Origin of the sequence: Streptomyces sp. NPDC008001 (assembly GCF_042958085.1) — a bacterium.
GTDB lineage: Bacteria > Actinomycetota > Actinomycetes > Streptomycetales > Streptomycetaceae > Streptomyces.
In genome coordinates, this window is record NZ_JBIBIZ010000011.1 from 340,032 (window position 1) to 359,777 (window position 19,746).

19 protein-coding genes are annotated in these 19,746 nt (G+C 73.5%); 9 read left to right on the forward strand and 10 right to left on the reverse strand.

Translation table 11 applies throughout. The features are described 5' to 3' along the window. Nucleotides 1-40: 40 nt before the first annotated feature. Nucleotides 41-1,447 (forward strand): cystathionine beta-synthase, encoded by a 1,407-nt coding sequence (locus ACFZCD_RS29740; RefSeq protein ID WP_391836142.1) that lies wholly within the window; start codon nt 41-43, stop codon nt 1,445-1,447. Nucleotides 1,448-1,820: 373 nt separating this feature from the next. Here the strand turns inward: ACFZCD_RS29740 and ACFZCD_RS29745 are convergent, their stop codons facing one another. After that, on the reverse strand, nt 1,821-2,255 hold the full coding sequence (locus ACFZCD_RS29745) for a hypothetical protein (protein ID WP_391836143.1): 435 nt from the start codon (nt 2,253-2,255) through the stop codon (nt 1,821-1,823). Nucleotides 2,256-2,364: 109 nt separating this feature from the next. Between ACFZCD_RS29745 and ACFZCD_RS29750 the strand changes: the two genes are divergently transcribed. Beyond that, the gene (locus ACFZCD_RS29750) at nt 2,365-3,744 is read left to right on the forward strand and encodes an acyl-CoA synthetase (RefSeq protein ID WP_391836144.1); all 1,380 of its coding nucleotides are present in this window, start codon (nt 2,365-2,367) and stop codon (nt 3,742-3,744) included. A gap of 125 nt (nt 3,745-3,869) precedes the next feature. Continuing rightward, nucleotides 3,870-4,727, forward strand: a complete 858-nt coding sequence (locus ACFZCD_RS29755) for a MurR/RpiR family transcriptional regulator (protein ID WP_391836145.1) — start codon at nt 3,870-3,872, stop codon at nt 4,725-4,727. A gap of 40 nt (nt 4,728-4,767) precedes the next feature. On the opposite strand, the gene ACFZCD_RS29760 is transcribed toward ACFZCD_RS29755, so the two are convergent. Then, on the reverse strand, nt 4,768-6,189 hold the full coding sequence (locus tag ACFZCD_RS29760) for an alpha/beta hydrolase family protein (protein ID WP_391836146.1): 1,422 nt from the start codon (nt 6,187-6,189) through the stop codon (nt 4,768-4,770). A gap of 241 nt (nt 6,190-6,430) precedes the next feature. Between ACFZCD_RS29760 and ACFZCD_RS29765 the strand changes: the two genes are divergently transcribed. Further along, the gene (locus ACFZCD_RS29765; protein WP_391836147.1) at nt 6,431-7,033 is read left to right on the forward strand and encodes a hypothetical protein; all 603 of its coding nucleotides are present in this window, start codon (nt 6,431-6,433) and stop codon (nt 7,031-7,033) included. 30 nt (nt 7,034-7,063) lie between these two features. Here the strand turns inward: ACFZCD_RS29765 and ACFZCD_RS29770 are convergent, their stop codons facing one another. Then, on the reverse strand, nt 7,064-8,464 hold the full coding sequence (locus ACFZCD_RS29770; RefSeq protein WP_391836148.1) for a diaminopimelate decarboxylase: 1,401 nt from the start codon (nt 8,462-8,464) through the stop codon (nt 7,064-7,066). Nucleotides 8,465-8,710: 246 nt separating this feature from the next. After that, nucleotides 8,711-9,067 (reverse strand): MerR family transcriptional regulator, encoded by a 357-nt coding sequence (locus ACFZCD_RS29775; protein WP_391836149.1) that lies wholly within the window; start codon nt 9,065-9,067, stop codon nt 8,711-8,713. Nucleotides 9,068-9,126: 59 nt separating this feature from the next. Between ACFZCD_RS29775 and ACFZCD_RS29780 the strand changes: the two genes are divergently transcribed. After that, nucleotides 9,127-10,029, forward strand: coding sequence for an aldo/keto reductase (locus tag ACFZCD_RS29780; RefSeq protein WP_391836150.1), 903 nt, complete (start codon nt 9,127-9,129; stop codon nt 10,027-10,029). Nucleotides 10,030-10,053: 24 nt separating this feature from the next. Here ACFZCD_RS29780 and hutI read toward each other — a convergent pair whose 3' ends face one another. The 5 genes from hutI to ACFZCD_RS29805 all read right to left on the reverse strand — a co-directional run bounded on the left by hutI (nt 10,054) and on the right by ACFZCD_RS29805 (nt 15,938). Beyond that, nucleotides 10,054-11,223, reverse strand: coding sequence for an imidazolonepropionase (gene hutI / locus ACFZCD_RS29785; RefSeq protein ID WP_391836151.1), 1,170 nt, complete (start codon nt 11,221-11,223; stop codon nt 10,054-10,056). 89 nt (nt 11,224-11,312) lie between these two features. Further along, a complete protein-coding gene (locus ACFZCD_RS29790; protein ID WP_391836152.1) occupies nt 11,313-12,659 on the reverse strand; it encodes a formimidoylglutamate deiminase in 1,347 nt (448 codons plus the stop codon). Next, nucleotides 12,650-13,873 carry an allantoate amidohydrolase gene (locus ACFZCD_RS29795; protein ID WP_391836205.1) on the reverse strand — a complete coding sequence of 408 codons (1,224 nt, stop codon included), beginning with the start codon at nt 13,871-13,873 and terminating at the stop codon, nt 12,650-12,652. The genes ACFZCD_RS29790 and ACFZCD_RS29795 overlap by 10 nt, the downstream gene beginning before the upstream one ends. Nucleotides 13,874-13,935: 62 nt before the next feature. Beyond that, nucleotides 13,936-15,594: a urocanate hydratase gene (gene hutU, locus ACFZCD_RS29800; protein ID WP_391836153.1), complete on the reverse strand. Its 1,659-nt coding sequence runs from the start codon at nt 15,592-15,594 to the stop codon at nt 13,936-13,938. A 119-nt stretch (nt 15,595-15,713) separates the two neighbouring features. Then, entirely contained in the window at nt 15,714-15,938 is a 225-nt protein-coding gene (locus ACFZCD_RS29805; protein WP_391836154.1) for a hypothetical protein, read from the reverse strand. Between the two features lie 121 nt (nt 15,939-16,059). On the opposite strand from ACFZCD_RS29805, the gene ACFZCD_RS29810 reads away from it, so the two are divergent. Together ACFZCD_RS29810 and ACFZCD_RS29815 are read left to right on the forward strand one after the other, a co-directional pair. Next, entirely contained in the window at nt 16,060-16,803 is a 744-nt protein-coding gene (locus ACFZCD_RS29810) for an XRE family transcriptional regulator (protein WP_391836155.1), read from the forward strand. Nucleotides 16,804-16,806: 3 nt separating this feature from the next. Further along, entirely contained in the window at nt 16,807-17,277 is a 471-nt protein-coding gene (locus ACFZCD_RS29815; RefSeq protein ID WP_391836156.1) for an NUDIX domain-containing protein, read from the forward strand. A 75-nt stretch (nt 17,278-17,352) separates the two neighbouring features. On the opposite strand, the gene ACFZCD_RS29820 is transcribed toward ACFZCD_RS29815, so the two are convergent. Next, on the reverse strand, nt 17,353-18,270 hold the full coding sequence (locus ACFZCD_RS29820) for an RNA polymerase sigma factor SigF (protein WP_391836157.1): 918 nt from the start codon (nt 18,268-18,270) through the stop codon (nt 17,353-17,355). 229 nt (nt 18,271-18,499) lie between these two features. Between ACFZCD_RS29820 and ACFZCD_RS29825 the strand changes: the two genes are divergently transcribed. Both ACFZCD_RS29825 and ACFZCD_RS29830 read left to right on the forward strand, forming a co-directional pair. After that, nucleotides 18,500-18,865, forward strand: coding sequence for an STAS domain-containing protein (locus ACFZCD_RS29825; protein WP_391836158.1), 366 nt, complete (start codon nt 18,500-18,502; stop codon nt 18,863-18,865). Between the two features lie 232 nt (nt 18,866-19,097). Beyond that, nucleotides 19,098-19,637 (forward strand): ATP-binding protein, encoded by a 540-nt coding sequence (locus ACFZCD_RS29830; protein WP_391836159.1) that lies wholly within the window; start codon nt 19,098-19,100, stop codon nt 19,635-19,637. Nucleotides 19,638-19,746 lie beyond the last annotated feature (109 nt).

Sequence of the window (19,746 nt, forward strand, 5' to 3'; positions counted from 1 at the left end):
GTACGCGAGACCGCTAGTGCCCCCGACCGCGGAGATCACCGTGCAGTATCACGATTCGATGATTGAGCTCGTTGGCAACACCCCGCTCGTGAAGCTCAACAGCGTGACCGAAGGCATCGAGGCCACCGTGCTCGCCAAGGTCGAGTACTTCAACCCGGGCGGTTCCGTGAAGGACCGGATCGCCCTGCGCATGATCGAGGCCGCGGAGAAGTCCGGCGAGCTCAAGCCGGGCGGCACCATCGTGGAGCCGACCTCCGGCAACACGGGCGTCGGTCTCGCGATCGTGGCCCAGCAGAAGGGTTACAAGTGCATCTTCGTCTGCCCGGACAAGGTCTCCACTGACAAGATCAACGTACTGCGCGCCTACGGCGCCGAGGTCGTCGTCTGCCCGACCGCCGTCGACCCCGAGCACCCGGACTCGTACTACAACGTCTCCGACCGCCTCGTACGCGAGACGCCCAACGCCTGGAAGCCCGACCAGTACAGCAACCCCAACAACCCCCTGTCGCACTACCACTCCACCGGTCCGGAGATCTGGGAGCAGACGGCGGGGAAGATCACCCACTTCGTGGCGGGCGTGGGCACCGGCGGCACCATCAGCGGCACCGGGCGCTACCTGAAGGAGGTCAGCGACGGCCGCGTCAAGATCATCGGCTCCGACCCGGAGGGCTCGGTCTACAGCGGCGGCTCGGGCCGTCCGTACCTGATCGAGGGCGTCGGCGAGGACTTCTGGCCCAGCGCCTACGACGGCACGGTCACCGACGAGATCATCGCGGTCTCCGACAAGGACGCCTTCCAGATGACGCGCCGCCTCGCCAAGGAGGAGGGCCTGCTGGTCGGCGGCTCCTGCGGCATGGCGGTCGTCAGCGCCCTGCGCGCCGCCGAGAACCTCGGCCCGGACGACGTCGTGGTCGTCCTGCTGCCGGACAGCGGCCGCGGTTACCTGAGCAAGATCTTCAACGACGAGTGGATGGCGGACTACGGCTTCCTGGAGGAGGCAGGCGACGCCGCCCGCGTGGGCGACGTGCTGCGCCGCAAGGACGGCGGCCTGCCCTCCCTGGTGCACATGCACCCGGAGGAGACGGTCGGCGAGGCCATCGAGGTGCTCCGCGAGTACGGCGTCTCGCAGATGCCCATCGTCAAGCCGGGCGCGGGGCACCCCGATGTGATGGCCGCCGAGGTCATCGGCTCGGTCGTGGAGCGCGAGCTGCTGGACGCCCTGTTCACCCAGCGCGCCTCCCTCTCCGACCCGCTGGAGAAGCACATGTGCGCGCCGCTGCCGCAGGTCGGCTCCGGCGAGCCCGTGGCGGACCTGATGGCCGTCCTGGGCGAGGCGGACGCGGCGATCGTGCTCGTCGAGGGCAAGCCCACCGGTGTGGTGAGCCGTCAGGACCTGCTGGCCTTCCTCGCGGAGAGCTCCGGCAAGGCCAACGGCGCCGCCAAGTAGCCCTTCCGGCGCGGCGGCCGGGAGGGTGCTTTCCGGCTGCCGCGTGAACGGGGCCCGGACGGGCGGCACGTCAAAGGTACGTATGCGTCACGCGCCCGCAGCACCGGCTTAACAACGGCCCGGCATAGTGGAGGTGCCGGGCAGGGGCTCGCCCCGCCGGCACCGAGCGGCGGCAGGACCTCCGGAGCGGCTCCCGGACTCCGCAGCCGTCCGGACGCGGCTCACCGGCCCTGACCCGGCCCGTGTCCCGCGGGGGACCGCCGTCGTCCCGACCCCGGCCTCGGCCGGGGTGCGGCGGTCTCCCGCGCTTCCGGACCCCTCCCCGGCCCCGCCCCGGCCCCTTCCCCGGCCCTGCCCCCGCCCGCCGCAGCGCTCACTCCCAGTCGGAGTCCTGCTCCCGCCCGGGCTTCGGCTGCCGGTGCCGCCAGGGGAACAGCCCCGTCACGTTCAGGGCGTTGACCCCGACGATTCCCGCCCAGCTCACCAGCAGGCCGGGCAGGTGCGCGTTCACCACGGCTATCGCGGAGAGCGGGATCGCCAGCACCAGGGACACCGCGGCGAAGCCGAAGCGCTCGCCGAAGGTCCCCGGGCCCGTCCCGTCCGGGGACGGCCGCGCGCCGCGGGCGACGGCCATCTGCGTCTCCGCCGCCTGCCGGCGCACCCGCCGGTCGATCGCGGCGTCCAGTTTCCGGTCGACCTTCTCCAGGAAGGCGTCGACCAGTTCGTCCTCGTACTCCGGGCCCAGTTCCTTCCGGGTCTCCAGAGTCGCGGCGAGATCCTTCTTCAGCTCATGGTCACGGCCCATCATGCTCAGGACGATACGGTCGGCGGGGCCCCGTGTCGCTGGGGCCAGCACCCGTATCCGCCGTAGGGGCAGCCCCGTCGCCGTGCCGGGGCGCCGCTGGAAGGAGCAACCCGTGCCCGGACCGTCCGGACCGTCCGACGTCCTGCTGACGCATCTCGCTCCGGGGGTGGGCGAGGACCGCCCGGACGCCCTCACCGTCGCCGGGCGGGCCTGTTCCCGCGAGCGACTGCTGGGCGCCGCCGCGGCGGTGGCGCACCGCATCGCGGGCGCCCCGGCCGTCGCCGTCCACGCCGACGCCTCCCTGGAGACCGTGGCGGCCGTCGTGGGCGGGCTGCTCGCCGGGGTGCCGGTGGTGCCGCTGCCGCCGGACGCCGGGCCCGCCGAGCGCGGCCACATCCTGCGCGACTCCGCCGCCGCCCTGGTGCTCGGCGGCACCGGCGGGCTGCCCGTCGACCTGGGGGAGCGGCGCGACTGGTCCGGCGCCGAGCCCGCCCCGGACAGCACCGCCCTGATCCTCTACACGTCCGGCACGACCGGCGCCCCCAAGGGCGCCCTCATCCCGCGCCGCGCGGTCGCCGCGGGCCTCGACGGGCTCGCGGGGGCGTGGCAGTGGACCGCCGACGACACCCTCGTGCACGGGCTGCCGCTGTTCCACGTCCACGGTCTCGTCCTGGGCGTCCTGGGGGCGCTGCGCACCGGCTGCCGCCTCGTGCACACCGGCCGCCCGGCGCCCGGGGCGTACGCGGCGGCCGGCGGCAGCCTGTACTTCGGGGTGCCGACGGTGTGGTCCCGCGTGGTGCGCGAGCCGTCCGCGGCGCGGGAGCTGGCCAAGGCCCGGCTGCTCGTGTCGGGCAGCGCGGCCCTGCCCGCGCCCGTCTTCCGGGACCTGGAGGCCCTCACCGGGCAGCGGCCCGTGGAGCGCTACGGCATGACCGAGACCCTGATCACCGTCTCCGCCCGCGCGGACGGCGAGCGCCGGCCGGGCGCCGTGGGCACCCCGCTGCCGGGTGTCCGCACGCGCCTGGTCGCGGCGGAGGGCGGCATCGGCGAGCTGGAGGTCTCCGGGCCGACGCTCTTCAGCGGCTACCTGGGCCGCCCGGAGGCCACGGCGGCCGCGCACACGGCCGACGGCTGGTTCCGTACGGGCGACATCGCCGCCGTCGACGAGGACGGCACGCACCGCATCGTGGGCCGCGCCTCCACCGACCTGATCAAGTCCGGCGGCTACCGGGTCGGGGCGGGCGAGGTGGAGAACGCCCTCCTGGACCACCCGGCCGTCCGCGAGGCCGCCGTCGTCGGCGTCCCGCACGACGACCTGGGGCAGGAGATCGTCGCCTACGTGGTGGCCGACGGCGCGACGGAGAAGCAGCTGATCGACTTCGTGGCCGGCCACCTGTCCGTACACAAGCGGCCGCGCCGCATCCGCTTCCTTGACGCCCTGCCGCGCAACGCCATGGGCAAGCCCCAGAAGAAACTCCTGCCGCCGATGTGACAGGAGGGCTCCGGGGGACGCCACCACCCTGCATAATTCCATGCAGGGTGGGTGATGGGTGAATGGCTGCTGCCGCGATCGTCCGGCCCCGCCCCCGACGACCGCCGACGACGATGGAGGGCCCGATGAGCGACACCGGGGGCGAACCGGAAGCCACCGCACGGCTGCAGAAGCTCTTCGAAGGGCACCGGCTGACGCCCACCCAGCGCCGCATCGCCCACTGCATGGTGCGCCGCGCCGCCGACGCGCCCTTCCTCTCCAGCGTCGAGCTCGCCGAGCTCGCCGGCGTCAGCCAGCCCTCCGTCACCCGCTTCGCCGTCGCCCTCGGCTTCGACGGCTACCCGGCGCTCCGCCGGCACCTGCGCGACGTCGTCCCCTCCGCGGACGCGCCCGCCGAGGGCGAGGGCGCGCACAACGAGTACCAGCAGGCCGTCCAGGTCGAGATCGACAACCTCCGCCACCTCGCCTCCGTCCTCGCCGACCCCGCCCCCGTCACCCGCGCCGGCCGGCTGCTCGCCGCCTCCCGGCCCCTGCTCGTGCTCGGCCTGCGCGCCGCCACCGCCCAGGCCGCCGGCTTCGCCTACTTCGCCCGCAAGGTCCACCCGGACGTCCGCCTCCTGGACGAGGGCGGCACGCTCCTCACGGACCGCATCGACGCGGCCGTCCGGGCCGGGGCGAGCACCCTCCTGTGCTTCGCCCTGCCCCGCCACCCGCGCGAGGTCGTCGAGGCGCTGCAGTACGCCCGGGCGGAGGGGCTGACCGTCGTCACCGTGGCCGACTCGACCTTCGCCCCGGTGGCCCGCCACAGCGACCTCCTGCTCCCCGCCGCCGTCGGCACGGGCCTGGCCTTCGACACGGCCTGCGCACCGATGCTGCTGGGGCGCATGCTGCTGGAGGCCATGTGCGACGCGCTGCCGGACGCGCAGGCGCGCCTGGAGGAGTTCGACGCGAAGGCGGCGGCGCGGGGGCTGTTCGTGGAATGACGGCCGGCTGTCCTTGAGCCGGTCGTCCTTGAGCCGGCCCTCAGAGCCGGTTCTTGGGCCCGTCCTCGGGCTGATCGCCCTTCAGGCGGCCGGCCTTCAGATAGCGGTCGAAGAACGACACCACGTACGCGCGCGTGGCGGCCACCGCCCGCTCCGGGCGGAGCGTGCCGATGTCCTGCTGCAGCGCGTCCTCCGTCAGGGCGCCCTGACGGACGAGCGCGGGCAGCAGGGACGGCGCGTCGGTGAAGGTGCCGTGCCGGGCCCCGGCGAGAGTCGCCTGGCGCTGGTCGCCGCGCGACTGCTTCAGGAAGGACGCCCACGACACGGTGTTGTCGTCCGCGCCGGGGCCGTCCGACCCGAGCAGCAGGAACGGCCGGTCCACGCCCTCGCGCGCGACGGTGCTCAGCTTGCTGCCGGTGCTGTCGGGCAGGGGGAAGTCCATCTGCCCGTCCATGTTGATCCCCGCCCGGATGCGGCGGTCGTCGTGCATGGCCTGTGCTGCCGTGAAGCCGCCCGCGGACTGCCCGGCCATGCCCACCCGCCGCAGGTCCATGGCCTGCCCCAGGCCGTTCGGCAGGCCCCGCCGCCAGCCGGCCGAGCCGAGGGTGTCGAGCACGAACCGGGTGTCGTCCACCCGGGCCTTCATCGCCGTGCGGAGCGCGGCGTCGACGTCGCGCACGGGTGCGCCGGCGAGCGCCGGCAGCACCGACTCCGCCAGACGGCCGCCGGGGAGCAGCACCTCGGAGGAGTCGTAGGTGTGGTCGACGGTGACGACCACGTAGCCGCGCGAGGCCAGCTCCTCCACGAGGGTCGTGTTCCACGTCCGCGGGTCGCCCAGGCCGGACGAGTACAGCACCACCGGCAGGGCCCGGGCGGCGCGCGCCACGGGGACGTCGACGCGTGCGTGCGTGCGGGTGGATGCCCAGTCGGCGGCGTCCGGGCGGACGCCGTAGTTGCTGCTGCCCGCCCCCTGCGCCGAGCCGAAGTGGGCTGCGGAGACGGCGTCCATGTGAGGTGCGGCCGGTGCGCCCGTGCCGCGGTCCGCGGGGTAGAACAGGCTGACCATGACCTCGCGCCGGCCCTGTTCCGGCTTCCACGGGTCCGCCCGGGACGTGTCCACCAGGTGGCGCACGGTCGTGCCGACGGCGTACGGGCCGGTGGGCGCCGGCAGGGCGGCGGGGCGGGCGCCGGGGGCGGGAGTGACGCGGTTGTCCCCAGGACGCGTGGCGGGCCGTGCCGCCGCGTGTGCTTCCGTCGGCACGAACGCGCTCAGCAGCCCGGTCAGGGCCAGGGCTCCGGCGGCGGCGACGGCCCGGCGCCGCAGCCCGCCGCCGTCCCTCCCGTCCCGGATAGCACTCCCGTCCCGGATAGCCGTCCGGCCCCGGGTATCCGTCCGGCCCCGGGTCTCCCTCCCGCGCTTCTCGCCCCGTGCGCCCGTGTCCCCCGTGGTGTGGATCGCCATCGTCGGCCCCTCCTCCGCTCGTCCCCCGGCAGGGACGACTCGTCTCCCGGCAGGGACGACCTTAGGGACCACACGAGTGCGCACACGTCATACGGAGGAGCCAAGTCCGGGGCGATACCGGGGTATGACACTCCTGTGGGGGACACCCCGCAGGATTCTCAGCTCGCACTCAGATTCGTTGGCTAGCCTGCCGTGACGAGTCGGGATCGAGGGGATTTCAGAGGGAAAGGCGGGTTTCGACGTGGGGCGCGGTTCGTATGCGCTGGCGCGGGTGGCGGTGATCGTCAGAGCGCCGGCCGGATGGCTGTGGTGGACCGGGGTGCTGGGCGCGGGCGTCGGCGCCCTGGTGCCCGGCCTCACCGGGCGGCGCATCGGCGTCCTCGCCGGGGCGGCGCTCTTCCTGATCACCGCCGGTGCGGTCTTCGCGGCACGCCGCCGGCGCTATGCGGCGCTGGCGCGCGGCGCGTCACGGGCGGGCCGGTCCGTCTTCCTCCAGGACCGCGCCGTCACCCTGCGGAACTGGCGGCGCGCCCGCCGCTGGTGGCTGCTCGGGGCGTTCCTCGCCGCCATGGGCTCGTCCTTCGCGGTGCCCTCCGCGGCCGGCATGGCGCTCGCCGGGGCGGGCGCGGGCCTGTGGGCGAAGGCCCTGTGGCTGGGCGGCCTGGAGCGCCGCTCCGGGTCGCTGCTGTGGGTCCGTACGGAGTGGGCGCAGGCGTCCCCCGCCGCCGGGCCCGTGCGCGGCTATCTGTGCACGGGGCTCGCCGCGGGCGACGCCGCACCCGGGGGCGGACGGCGCCGCGCCGGACGCGCTCCGGCCGGCACGGTGGTCAGCGAAGCGCGCTGACGCCCGGGCGGCGGGCAGGCCCGCGTCCGGTCAGCGAAGCGCGCCGAGGTCCGCCGCGTGGGCGCCGCCGCTCTCGGCGACCAGCTCGTCGAGGGTCTGCGGGGCCCGGACGGTCGCGAACCGCACGCCGTCACCCTCCTCCGCGTCACCCCCCTCATGCGCGTCACCCTGCTCTTCTGCGGCCACGTAGCCGTAAACCCCTGGGCGGGGCAGAGAGTTGTACGCGAAGTGGTTCGAGAAGTAGTACGCGCCGGTGTCGAGCAGCGCCACGTGGTCGCCCGCCTCCAGCAGGGGCAGCGGCCGGTCCACCGCGACCACGTCGCCCGCGAAGCAGCAGGGGCCCGCGACGTCCTGGTGCACCGGCGGCCCCGTCTTCGGCCGCCCCAGGGCGTCGAAGGCCGCCACCCGCAGCGGCCAGGACGCGGGCGCGAACACGGTGCGCGTGGCCACCTGCGCGCCCGCGTGCGTCACGGCGATCCGCCGCCCGCCCGCGGTCTTCGTGTACTCCACGCGGGCCAGCACCAGGCCGCTCTTCGCCAGCAGGGAGCGGCCGAACTCCGTCACCAGCCCGTAGCGCCCGTCGAACAGGCCCGGGGCGGCCTCCGCGAGCAGCCGGGCGTACGCGCGGAAGGTCGGGGTCACGTCGTCCGACGCGAAGTTCACGGGCAGTCCGCCGCCGATGTCCAGCGTGGTCACCTGCCGGCGCCCCACCGTCCGGTTGACCTCCTCCGCCAGCTCGTACGCGGCCCGCACACCGGCCGCCATCAGCTCCAGGGGACAGCCCTGGGAGCCCACGTGGGCGTGCAGCCGGGTGAGCCACGGGCGCTCGGCGAAGGCCCGGAGGAGCCAGGCGCGGGCGCCTTCGTCACGCAGCGCCACCCCGAACTTCGAGGTGTCCGTGGCGGTGCTCAGCGCGCCGATGCGGCCGCCGCCCACCTGGGGGTTGACACGGATGCCGAGAGGGGAGCGGGGCGGCCCCGCAGCTCCCCGCAGCATCCCGTCCAGGCGGGCGAGCTCCTCGCGGCTGTCGGCGTTGACCGCCACGCCCAGGGCGAGGGCCTCGCGCAGCTCGGCGGTGGTCTTCACCGGGGAGTCCAGGACGATCCGCTCCGGAGGCACCCCCGCGGCCCGCGCCAGCGCGAGCTCTCCCGGGCTGGCCACCTCGGCCCCCAGCCCCTCCCCGGCGAGCAGCCGCAGCACGGGCACCAGGGAAGCGGCCTTCACGGCGAAGGCGTGCAGGGTCGCTCCGGGCGCCGCCCCGGCCTCCTCGAACGCCTCCCGCAGGGCCGTGGCGGCCGCCCGGACGCCCTGCACGTCGAGCAGCCCGGCGACAGGGGACCACGCGGGCAGCAGCCCCTGCCGGACCGCGGCCCGCACCACTGCAGCGAGGGACATGGAGCCACTCCACCACACGGGTCGCAAAAATCGCATGCGCCGCGGGCGGTTTCCGCACACGATGAGCTCCATGCGCGCCGGCACGACCGGGCGGTTCCGGCCGGAATGGATTCGCCAAAACTGAGCAGCCATTCCCTGCGGAGACCGCTCGGGCGTGTGCGGAGCCGTTGCGGGCCGGTACGGGGTGCGAGCCGGACCGGCCCGGGGCGGAAGCGGTCAGCACGCCCGCGCTGCACGACGCCTTCGACCGGCTCATCGGTGCCGGTCGATGGTCGTGCGGACTCACGCAGCGGCGGCCTCGGTGGCAGTGAGCAGCCCGGCCAGCGCCGTGCGCGTCTCCTGCAGCTCCCCGATGCGCGCGTCCAGCCCCCGGAGCTGCTCACGCAGGTGCAGGGCGACGCACGGGTCGAAAGCGGCCTCGCCCGCGCCCCGTACGCACGGCAGGACGTCCCGGATCACGCGCGTCGGCAGGCCCGCCGACAGCAGGACGCGGATGCGGCGGACCGTCTCGGCGGCGTCCTCCCCGTAGCGCCGGTGCCCGCTGGGCAGGCGACGGGAGTCCAGCAGGCCCTGCTCCTCGTAGTAGCGCAGCAGCCGCACGCTCACTCCGGTCTCGCGCGCCAGATCACCGATCTTCATATGAGCTGCCTCACACGGGGTTGAATCTCACACGGATGTGAGAACTTAGCGTTCCGGTCATGACGAACAGCACGACAGCCCCCGCTTCTTCCCCCGTCACCGGCATCGGCGGCGACCTGACCGTCACCCGCATCGCCTACGGCGCGATGCGGCTGGCCGAGACCCCCGCCGGGCTCACCGACCTGATGCAGGCGCCCATCTGGCGCGCGCCCCAGGACCGCGCCGGCGCCGTCGCGCTGCTGCGGCGCGCGGTCGAGCTCGGCGTCGACCTCATCGACACGGCCGACGCCTACTCGCTCGGCGAGAGCGAGGAGCTCATCGCCGAGGCCCTCCACCCCTACGACGGCGTCACGGTCGCCACCAAGGTCGGCGTCGTACGGCCGAGCCCCGGCGAGTGGGTGACGCAAGGTCACCCCGCCTACCTCCGCCAGCAGGCCGAGCTGGCGCTGCGCCGGCTGCGCGTGGAGCGCCTGGACCTGCTCCAGCTGCACCGCATCGACCCCGAGTACCCGCTCGCCGACCAGCTCGGCGCGCTCCGGCAGCTGCAGGACGAGGGCAAGGTGCGGCACATCGGCCTTTCCGAGGTGACCGTCGGCGAGCTGCGGGCGGCACGGGAGATCGCCGACATCGCCTCGGTGCAGAACGTGTACAACCTCTCGGAGCGCGGCCACGACGACGTCGTCGACTACGCCGCCGCGCACGGCATCGCCTTCCTCGCCTACTTCCCGGTCGCGGTGGGCGCCCACGCGGCCGAGGGGGGACCGGTCGCGGAAGTGGCGCGCGAGGTGGGGGCGACGCCCGCACAGACGGCGCTCGCCTGGCTGCTGCACCGCTCGCCGACGCTCGTCCCGCTCCCCGGCACGCGCTCGCCCGCCCACCTGGAGGAGAACACCGGCGCCCTGGGCGTCCGGCTGACGGACGCCCAGTACGCCCGGCTGGACGCGATCGGCAAGCAGGGCTGAGCGCGCCGCCGCCGGCAGCCCGCTTCAGGCCTCCCGTATGCCCGCGCGCCAGACCGCCGAGACCAGCGGCACCCCCGGGCGGTACGCCAGGTGGACGTGCGACGGGGCGTCGAGGAGGGCCAGGTCGGCCCGGGCGCCGGGGACGATGCGGCCCACGTCCGTACGGCGCAGGGCGGCCGCGCCGCCCGCCGTCGCGGACCAGACGGCCTCGTCCGGCGTCATCCCCATGTCCCGCACGGCCAGCGCGATGCAGAACGGCATGGAGCTGGTGAACGACGAGCCGGGGTTGCAGTCGGTGGACAGGGCGACCGTGGCCCCCGCGTCCAGGAGGCGGCGCGCGTCGGGCCACTGGGCGCGCGTCGAGAACTCCGCGCCGGGCAGGAGCGTCGCGACGGTCGTGCCGTTGGCCAGGGCGTCCACGTCCGCGTCGGTCAGGTGGGTGCAGTGGTCGGCCGAGGCCGCGCCGAGCTCGACGGCCAGCTGGACGCCGGGCCCGAAGGTGAGCTGGTTGGCGTGGACGCGCGGGGTCAGCCCGCGGGCGGCGCCGGCGGTGAGGATCGTCCGGGCCTGGTCGCCGTCGAACGCGCCCTTCTCGCAGAACACGTCGACCCAGCGCGCGTGCGGGGCGCAGGCGTCGAGCATCGGCCCGGTGACGAGGTCCACGTACGCGGCCGGGTCGTCGGCGTAGTCCGGGGAGACGATGTGGGCGCCGAGGTAGGTGACCTCGTCGGTGTGGGCGGCGGCGATGCGCAGCGCGCGGGCCTCGTCCTCGACGGTCAGGCCGTAGCCGGACTTGGTCTCCAGGACCGTGGTGCCCTGGCGCAGGGCTTCGCGCACGTAGCGCCGGACGTTGGCGTCCAGCACCTCGTCGCTCGCGGCGCGCGTGGCGGCGACGGTGGTGCGGATGCCGCCGGCGCTGTAGCTCCGGCCGGACATCCGGGCGTGGAACTCGGCGGTCCGGTCGCCCGCGAAGACCAGGTGGGAGTGGGAGTCGACGAAGCCGGGGAGGGCGGCCCGGCCCTCGGCGTCGACGCGGTTGTCAGTGGCGGGTGCTTTGCTGGACATGCCGACCCAGACGACGCGGTCGCCGTCGATGACGACCGCCGCGTCCTGGACCGTGCCGAGGGGGCCTTCGCCGAGGGAGGGGTCGTTCGTGACGAGGCTGCTGATGTTCGTGATGACCGTCGTCGCCATGGGGGTGCGGCACTCCTTTGGTCTGTTCGGTGGTCCGGGCCGCCTGCGCGGCCCGTACGGCCTGTTCCGGGTGTCCGGGCGCGCCGGTCTCAGCCGCGCACGGCCGCGACCGACTCCGCCAGCGCGCGCGGCACGTCGGCCACGAGCTGGTGCGTCCCGTCCCGCACGATGTGCCGGCCGCCGACCACGGTGTCCCGCACGTCCGCGCCCGTGGCCGCGAATACGGCCGTCTCGGCCGCGAGGGCGGGCGGCGGGCCCGCCGTGCGCACGGAGTCCAGCGCGACGGCCGTGAGGTCCGCGAGCGCGCCCGGCGCGATGCGGCCCGCCTCCTCCCAGCCGAGGGCGGCGTGGCCGTCGGCGGAGGCGGCGCGCAGCAACTGGACGGCGTTCCAGTGGCCGCGGGTGCGGGTGTGCAGCCGCTCGTCCATCTCCATCGCGCGCGCCTCTTCGAGCAGGTCGACGACGGCGTGGCTGTCGCTGCCCAGCGAGAGCGGGGAGCCCGCCTCCTGCAGCGCGCGGGCCGGGCCGATGCCGTCGGCCAGGTCCCGCTCGGTGGTCGGGCACATGCACACGCCCGTGCCCGAGTGGCCGAGGAGCCGGATGTCGCCCTGGGTGAGGTGCGTGGCGTGGACGGCCGTGGTGCGCGGGCCGAGCACGCCGTGGTGCGAGAGGAGGGCCGTGGGCGTGAAGCCGTGCGCCTCGACGCAGGCGTCGTTCTCGGCGGTCTGCTCGGACAGGTGCACGTGCAGCGGGGCGTCGCGCTCCTGCGCCCACGCGGCCACGGTCTCCAGCTGGTCCGCGGGCACCGCCCGCACGGAGTGGACGGCCGCGCCGATGCGGGTGTTGCCGTCGCCCTTGAGGGCCGAGGCGCGCTCGGCCCAGAGCTCGGCGGTGCCGTCGCTGAAGCGGCGCTGGTGCTTGTTCGGCGGGGCGCCGAAGCCGGAGGAGAGGTAGCAGGTGTCGAGGAGGGTGATGCGGATGCCGGCCTCGGCGGCGGCCGCGATCAGAGCCTCGCCCATGGCGTTGGGGTTGTCGTAGCGGGCGCCGCCGGGGAGGTGGTGCACGTAGTGGAACTCACCGACGGAGGTGATGCCGGCGAGGGCCATCTCGGCGTAGGCCGCGCGGGCGAGCGCGAAGTAGTTGTCGGGGGTGAGGTTGTCCGCGACGCGGTACATGACGTCGCGCCAGGTCCAGAAGGTCCCTTCGCCCGCCTGGGTGGCTCCGCGCAGGGCGCGGTGGAAGGCGTGGCTGTGGGCGTTGGCCAGGCCGGGCAGCGTGATCCCCCGGAGCGTCACCGCTCCGGGGGGCGGGGCCAGCAGGCCCGGCCGGACGGCCGTGATGCGGCCGTCCGCGCCGGTCTCGATGACCACGCCCGGCTCGACGCCGGTGTCGAGTAGGGCGTGCTCCGCCCAGTAGGTCTGTGCCGTCAGCGACACGCCAGGCCCTCCAGTACGTCGGCGAGTGCGGTCACCCCGGCCAGGCAGTCGCCCTCGGAGGCCGTTTCGGCGGGTGAGTGGGAGACGCCTGTGGGGTTGCGTACGAACAGCATGGCGGTGGGGACGGCTCCGGAGAGGATTCCGGCGTCGTGTCCCGCCCCCGTACCGAGGACGGGAACGCCCGCGCGCCCCTCGTCCCCCGCGCGCCCGCCGGCCCGGTTCAGGATGCGGCCGAGCTCGTCGCGCAGGGCGTGCTCGAACTCCACGACCGGCGTGAACGACTCCCGGGTGATCCGGACGCCGACGCCGTCGCGCTCGCCGCGCTCCACGGCCGCCTTCTCGATCTCGGCGACCACGAGGTCGAGGGTCTCCTGGTCGGCGGCGCGCGAGTCCAGCCAGCCGCGGACCAGGGACGGGATGGCGTTGACGCCGTTCGGCTCGACGCTGATCTTCCCGAAGGTGGCCAGGGCCCCGGCCAGGCGGGCCTTCTTGCGGGCCGCGAGCACGGTGGTGGCGTAGGTCAGCATCGGGTCCCGGCGGTCCTCGATGCGGGTGGTGCCGGCGTGGTTGGCCTCGCCGTGGAAGTCGAACCGCCAGCGGCCGTGCGGCCAGATGGCGGAGGCGATGCCGACGGCCTCGCCGGAGTCGGCCAGGGACCGGCCCTGCTCGACGTGCAGCTCGACGAAGGCGCCGATGCGGGCGAGGCGGTCCGGGTCGGCCCCGATGGCTTCCGGGTCGTGGCCGGCGCGCTCCATGGCCTGCGGCAGGGAGATCCCCTCGGCGTCGCGCAGCGCGTGGGCCTTGTCGAGGCTCAGCTGTCCGGCGGTCAGCCGGGAGCCGACGCAGGCCAGGCCGAAGCGGGCGCCTTCCTCGTCGCCGAAGTTGACGATGGCGAGCGGGCGGGACGGCCGCACGCCGCGGCCGCGGAGCTCGTCGAGGGCGGCGAAGGACGAGACGACGCCGAGCGGTCCGTCGAAGGCGCCGCCGTCGGGGACGGAGTCCAGGTGCGAACCGGTGACGACGGCGTCCCCGGCCCCGGGGTCGCCCAGCCAGGCCCACTGGTTGCCGTTGCGGTCGGTCTCGTAGGCGAGCCCGCGGGACTCCGCCTGGTCGCGGAACCAGGCGCGGCAGTCCGCGTCGGCGCCGGTCCAGGCGAAGCGGCGGTAGCCGCCGGTGCCGGCGTCACGGCCGATGGCGCCGAGGTCGCGCCACATCTCGTGGAAGGACGGCGCCTGCGCGGGGACGGGCGGGGCGGCCGCCGCGTCCGCGACGTCGCTCACGACTCCTCCCGCATCGGGACGCGGACCCCGCGGTCGGCCGCCACCGACTCCGCGATGTCGTACCCCGCGTCGACGTGCCGGATGACGCCCATGCCCGGGTCGTTCGTCAGCACCCGGCGGATCTTCTCGCCGGCGAGCGCCGTGCCGTCGGCGACCGTGACCTGGCCCGCGTGGATCGAGCGGCCCATGCCGACGCCGCCGCCGTGGTGGATCGAGACCCACGAGGCGCCCGAAGCGACGTTGACCATGGCGTTGAGCAGCGGCCAGTCCGCGATCGCGTCCGAGCCGTCCAGCATGGCCTCCGTCTCGCGGTACGGCGAGGCCACGGAGCCGCAGTCGAGGTGGTCGCGGCCGATGACGACCGGTGCGGACAGCTCGCCGCTCGCCACCATGTCGTTGAAGCGCTCGCCCGCGCGGTCCCGCTCCCCGTAGCCCAGCCAGCAGATGCGCGCCGGGAGCCCCTGGAAGTGGACGCGCTCGCCGGCCATCTTGATCCAGCGTGCGAGGGACTCGTTCTCGGGGAACAGGTCGAGGATCGCCCGGTCGGTCGCCGCGATGTCCTTCGGGTCGCCGGAGAGGGCCGCCCAGCGGAAGGGGCCCTTGCCCTCGCAGAAGAGGGGCCGGATGTAGGCCGGGACGAAGCCGGGGAAGTCGAAGGCGCGGGTGTAGCCCGCGAGCTGCGCCTCGCCGCGGATGGAGTTGCCGTAGTCGAAGACCTCGGCGCCGGCGTCCTGGAAGCCGACCATGGCCTCGACGTGCCGGGCCATGGACTCGCGCGCCCGGGTGGTGAAGTCCGCGGGCTTCTCGGCCGCGTACGTGGCCATCTCGTCGAAGGAGACGCCGACGGGCAGGTAGGCGAGGGGGTCGTGGGCGGAGGTCTGGTCCGTGACGATGTCGATGGGCGCGTTCATCGCGAGCAGCTGCGGGACGAGCTCCGCGGCGTTGCCGAGGACGCCGATGGACAGCGGGCGGCGGGCGTCGCGCGCCTCGACGGCCAGCTGCAGCGCGTGGTCGAGCGAGTCGGCCTTCACGTCGAGGTAGCGGTGCTCGATGCGGCGCTCGATGGCGCGCGGGTCGCAGTCGATGCAGATGGCGACGCCGTCGTTCATGGTGACGGCGAGCGGCTGGGCGCCGCCCATGCCGCCGAGACCGGCCGTCAGGGTGATCGTCCCCGCCAGCGTCCCGCCGAACTTCTTCGCGGCCACGGCCGCGAAGGTCTCGTACGTGCCCTGCAGGATGCCCTGCGTGCCGATGTAGATCCACGAGCCGGCCGTCATCTGCCCGTACATGGTCAGGCCGAGGTGCTCCAGGCGGCGGAACTCCTCCCAGTTGGCCCAGTCGCCGACGAGGTTGGAGTTGGCCAGGAGGACCCGCGGCGCCCACTCGTGGGTCTGCATCACGCCGACCGGCCGGCCGGACTGGACGAGCATCGTCTCGTCCTGCTTGAGCGTCTGCAGCGTGCGGACCATGGCGTCGAACGAGCGCCAGTCGCGGGCGGCCTTGCCCGTGCCGCCGTAGACCACGAGCTTGTCGGGGTGCTCGGCCACCTCGGGGTCGAGGTTGTTCTGCAGCATGCGCAGAGCGGCTTCCTGCTGCCACCCCTGCGTGCTCAGCTGGTTGCCTCGCGGCGCTCGTACGGGTCGCGGTCCGGACATGGGGCCCTGCCTCCCTGGCTGCTGCTCTGAATAGAACACTGCACATATTGGGCCGCTGAATAGCTCTAGTCAACGGGTCGCGGGCGACCCGGCGGCCCCGCGGCGCCCGCCCACCCGCCTCAGGGCCGCCACCGCCGCTCCGCGTTCACCTCCGCCACCCTGGCCCGCAGCCGCTCGGCCACGCCGACGGGCTCCAGATCCTCGAGCGAGGCGATCCACTCGCGACTCCCCCCGAAGGCCTTGAGCCGCACCCACGTGGGCGAGGCCGCCAGGGTCACTTCACCGACGCGGTCGCGTCGCGTGTCCAGAACCATCGAGCCCACTTCCAGCTTGTCCAAGTCCATGCCGCCAGGATTGTGCGGCTCGCTGGGACGGGGGAACCTCCGGCAAACCCCACTCAGGGACGTCCTGGAGCGAGTAGAACGTCCCTGGCGAGGGCCAAGCGTTGGGAGCGGGGTGCCAGATATGCGGAATGAGCGATTACGCCTTGCTGTGGCCGCAGGGGGCTGGACGCACGTGACTCTTGCTGCACAGGCAGGCGTAGATCCCAAGACGGTGGAACGCTGGATCAACCTCGGCCGCACGCCACGTCGTGTCACGGCGCTTTCTGTTGCCGAGCTGCTGGGCGAGGATGTCTTCGCGCTCTGGCCGAGGCTGCGGCAACCGAAGGCCGCACGGTCGGTGAGCCCAGAGCTGGTAGCACTTTACGAACGCCGAGCAGACGTTCCCGTATCGGCTTTCGCCGATCTCTTCGCGCAAGCCCGGCAGCGCATCGATGTACTGGTCTACGCCGGGCTCTTCCTGCACGAAGGCTATCCGCGCCTGAGGGAACTGCTGCGCGAACGAGCCTTGGAAGGGTGCACCATTCGCATCGCTGTCGGTGACCCGGACAACCCCAACGTCCGGCAGAGGGGCAGCGAAGAGCGGTTTGGGTATGGCATCGAGTCACGGTGCAGGCTGGCGCTCATGCACTACCTGCCTCTCAGCGGCCTTGCCGGGGTCCAGCTGCGTACGCACGGCGCGACCCTCTACAACAGTCTCTACCGTGCCGATGACCAGTTCTTGGTGAATGCACATGTCTGGGGTGCCAACGCCTACGGTGCGCCGGTGTGGCACCTGCGACGCAACGGCGACGGTGGCATGTTCGACGCATATGCGGAGAGCTTTGATGCCGTGTGGGCAACCGCTGCCCCCGTGCAGGAAGGCTGACAGATGACCCGGACCGAGTTCTACGACGACCCCGCCGCGCCCGAGCCCAACCGCCTCGTCGTGGCCGCGTCCGCCGTCGTGACGGACGGCGAGGGGCGGATCCTGATGCAGCGTCGCGCGGACAGCGGGCTGTGGGCGTTGCCCGGGGGCGGGATGGAGATGGACGAGTCGCTCGTCGGGGCCGCCGTGCGGGAAGTGCGGGAGGAGACCGGACTGGAAGTCGAGGTCACCGGGCTCGTCGGAACGTACACCGACCCCCGGCACGTCATCGCGTACGGCGACGGCGAAGTGCGGCGGCAGTTCAACGTCTGCTTCGCGGCGCGGATCACCGGCGGGACGCTCGCCATGTCGGACGAGTCGACGGAGCTGCGGTTCGTACGGCCCGGTGACGTGCCCGCACTGGACATGCACCACACGCAGCGGCTGCGCGTGCAGCATTTCCTGGAGGGGCGCGAGCGGCCGTACCTCGGCTGAGGTCGCGTCACAATGCCGCGCGCCGCACGGGATCCCCGTGCGGCGCGCGGCAATGTCGGCGGAGGTCGCGGGACCTCACTCCTCGGTCAGCAGGCCTCTGCGCAAGCGCACCAGCGTGCGGGAGAGGAGGCGCGAGACGTGCATCTGGGAGATGCCCAGTTCCTCGCCGATCTCCGACTGGGTCATGTTCGCCACGAACCGCAGGGACAGGATCTTCCGGTCCCGGTGCGGGAGTTCGGCGATCATCGGCTTGAGGGAGGCGACGTACTCGATGCCCTCCAGGCCGTGGTCCTCGTAGCCGATGCGCGCGGCCAGCGTGCCCTCGGCCTCCTCGTCCTGGGACTGGGCCGCGTCCAGGGAGCTCGCCGAGTAGGCGTTGCTGGCGGCCATGCCCTCGACGACCTCGTCCTCGGTCAGGCCGAGGCGTTCGGCGAGTTCGCCGACCGTGGGGGAGCGGTCCAGGGCCTGGGCGAGTTCGTCGCCGGCCTTGGCCAGGTCGATGCGGAGCTCCTGGAGCCGGCGCGGCACGCGCACGGACCAGCTGGTGTCGCGGAAGAACCGCTTGATCTCGCCGATGATCGTCGGCATCGCGAAGGTCGGGAACTCGACGCCGCGGCTGAGCTCGAAGCGGTCGATCGCCTTGATGAGGCCGATCGTGCCGACCTGGACGATGTCCTCCATCGGCTCGCTGCGCGAACGGAACCGGGCGGCGGCGAACCGCACGAGCGCGAGGTTCAGCTCGACCAGCGTGTTGCGTACGTAGGCGTATTCGTGCGTGCCCTCTTCGAGCGCCTCCAGGCGGGCGAAGAGCGTCTTCGACAGGGCCCGGGCGTCCTGCGGGGCCATCTCGCCGGGGGGCGTGCGGCCGGTTTCGCCGAACTCGTCGTATTGGGACCCGTCGTAAGCGGGCAGGGACTGGGGCAGGGGTGCCGACGACGCCGTACGCGGTTCCGTGTGCGTTTCGTCGAGCCGGGGTGACATGGTCTCCTCCATCATTCTCGGCATATGGCTGCCGATGCCGTCGCGTCGTGCTGCGGTGAGCGGCGCCTCCAAAGCCGTTCGTGGCGGATGTCGTCCTACTAGCCCTACCTGCCCGCACCCGGACATCGCAAGTGCCGGATGTCCGGATATGTGCATAATGCCGGACCTTTGGCTACCGAACGCCGTAGGGAAGGCGTAGTGTTCTCGAAGCGCCACGCAGGCACACCGAGAAGGGATGCGCATGGATCGCGGGATGGTCGGCAGCGCGAAGGGCCGGCTGAATGTAGCCGTCCGGCGGGACGGATCGAGCGCGATCGTGACGCCGGTGGGTGAGCTCGATCACCACACGGCGGATGTGCTGCGTGAGCCCCTGGAGGCCGCCATCGCGGACGGCGCCGTGCGAGTGGTCCTGGACTGCTCCCAGCTGGACTTCTGCGACTCCACCGGCCTCAACGTGCTCCTCGGTGCCCGGCTGCAGGCCGAGGCCGCCGGCGGCGGAATCCACCTGGCTGCGATGCAGCCCGTGGTCGCCCGGGTCTTCGAGATCACCGGCGCCGAAGCCGTCTTCACCGTGCACGACACGCTCGACGCCGCGCTCGCCGGCTGAGCCCCCGCATCGGCACCCGTCCTGTGTGTTACGCAAACGTTATCCGGGCCCGGTCCGGATCCACGTCCTGCAGTTGTATGCATCACAGGATCGTCACTCAAGAAGTGGGTGTTCTCACGAATCGGTCGGGCAGGAGTCTGCTGAATCCGTTCCGTGCGTCCGACGTGTCCGCCCGTCCTACGTTCGTCCTACGTTCCGTTCTGAATCGGTGAATCGGTGAGGTGAAGCGCTGATGAGCACCACCCGGCCGTGCCCTCCGCCGGGCGACCCCGGTCCGGGGGCGGACGGCGCCGCCTCGTCCGGCGCACCGTCGCCGGACGGGCCTCCGTCGTACGCACGCTCCGAGCCGGGCTCCCCGCCGGGCGGCGGTGCGCGCCGGCTGCGCCTCGTCGGGGTCAGCGGCGCCGTGCCGATGTCCCGTGACTTCACCCGGCAGGCGCTCTACGACTGGGGCTGGCTGCCGGCCGCCGGTGCCGACCACCGCGCCGCGGCGGAAGACGTCCTCCTCGTCGTCTCCGAGCTCGTCACCAACGCCTGCCTGCACGCCGACGGGCCCGAGGAGCTGCGCGTCAGCTGCGCCGGCAAGGTGCTGCGCCTGGAGGTCGTCGACCTCGGCGCCGGCACCCCCGCCCCCCGCACCCCGCACCGGGCCGGGCGGCCCGGCGGCCACGGGATGTTCATCGTGCAGCGGCTCTGCCTGGACTGGGGCGTCGTGCGGAACGAGAGCGGGGCCGGGAAGACGGTCTGGGCGGAGCTGGCCGCGCCGGGCTAGGCCGGTTCGTTCTCCGCCGCCTCTTCCGCCTCCGCCTCCGCCTCCTACTCCTCGCTTCCTCCTCTCTCGTCACTTCTCTCTTGGCTTCCGCCTCTCCTTCTCTTCCTTC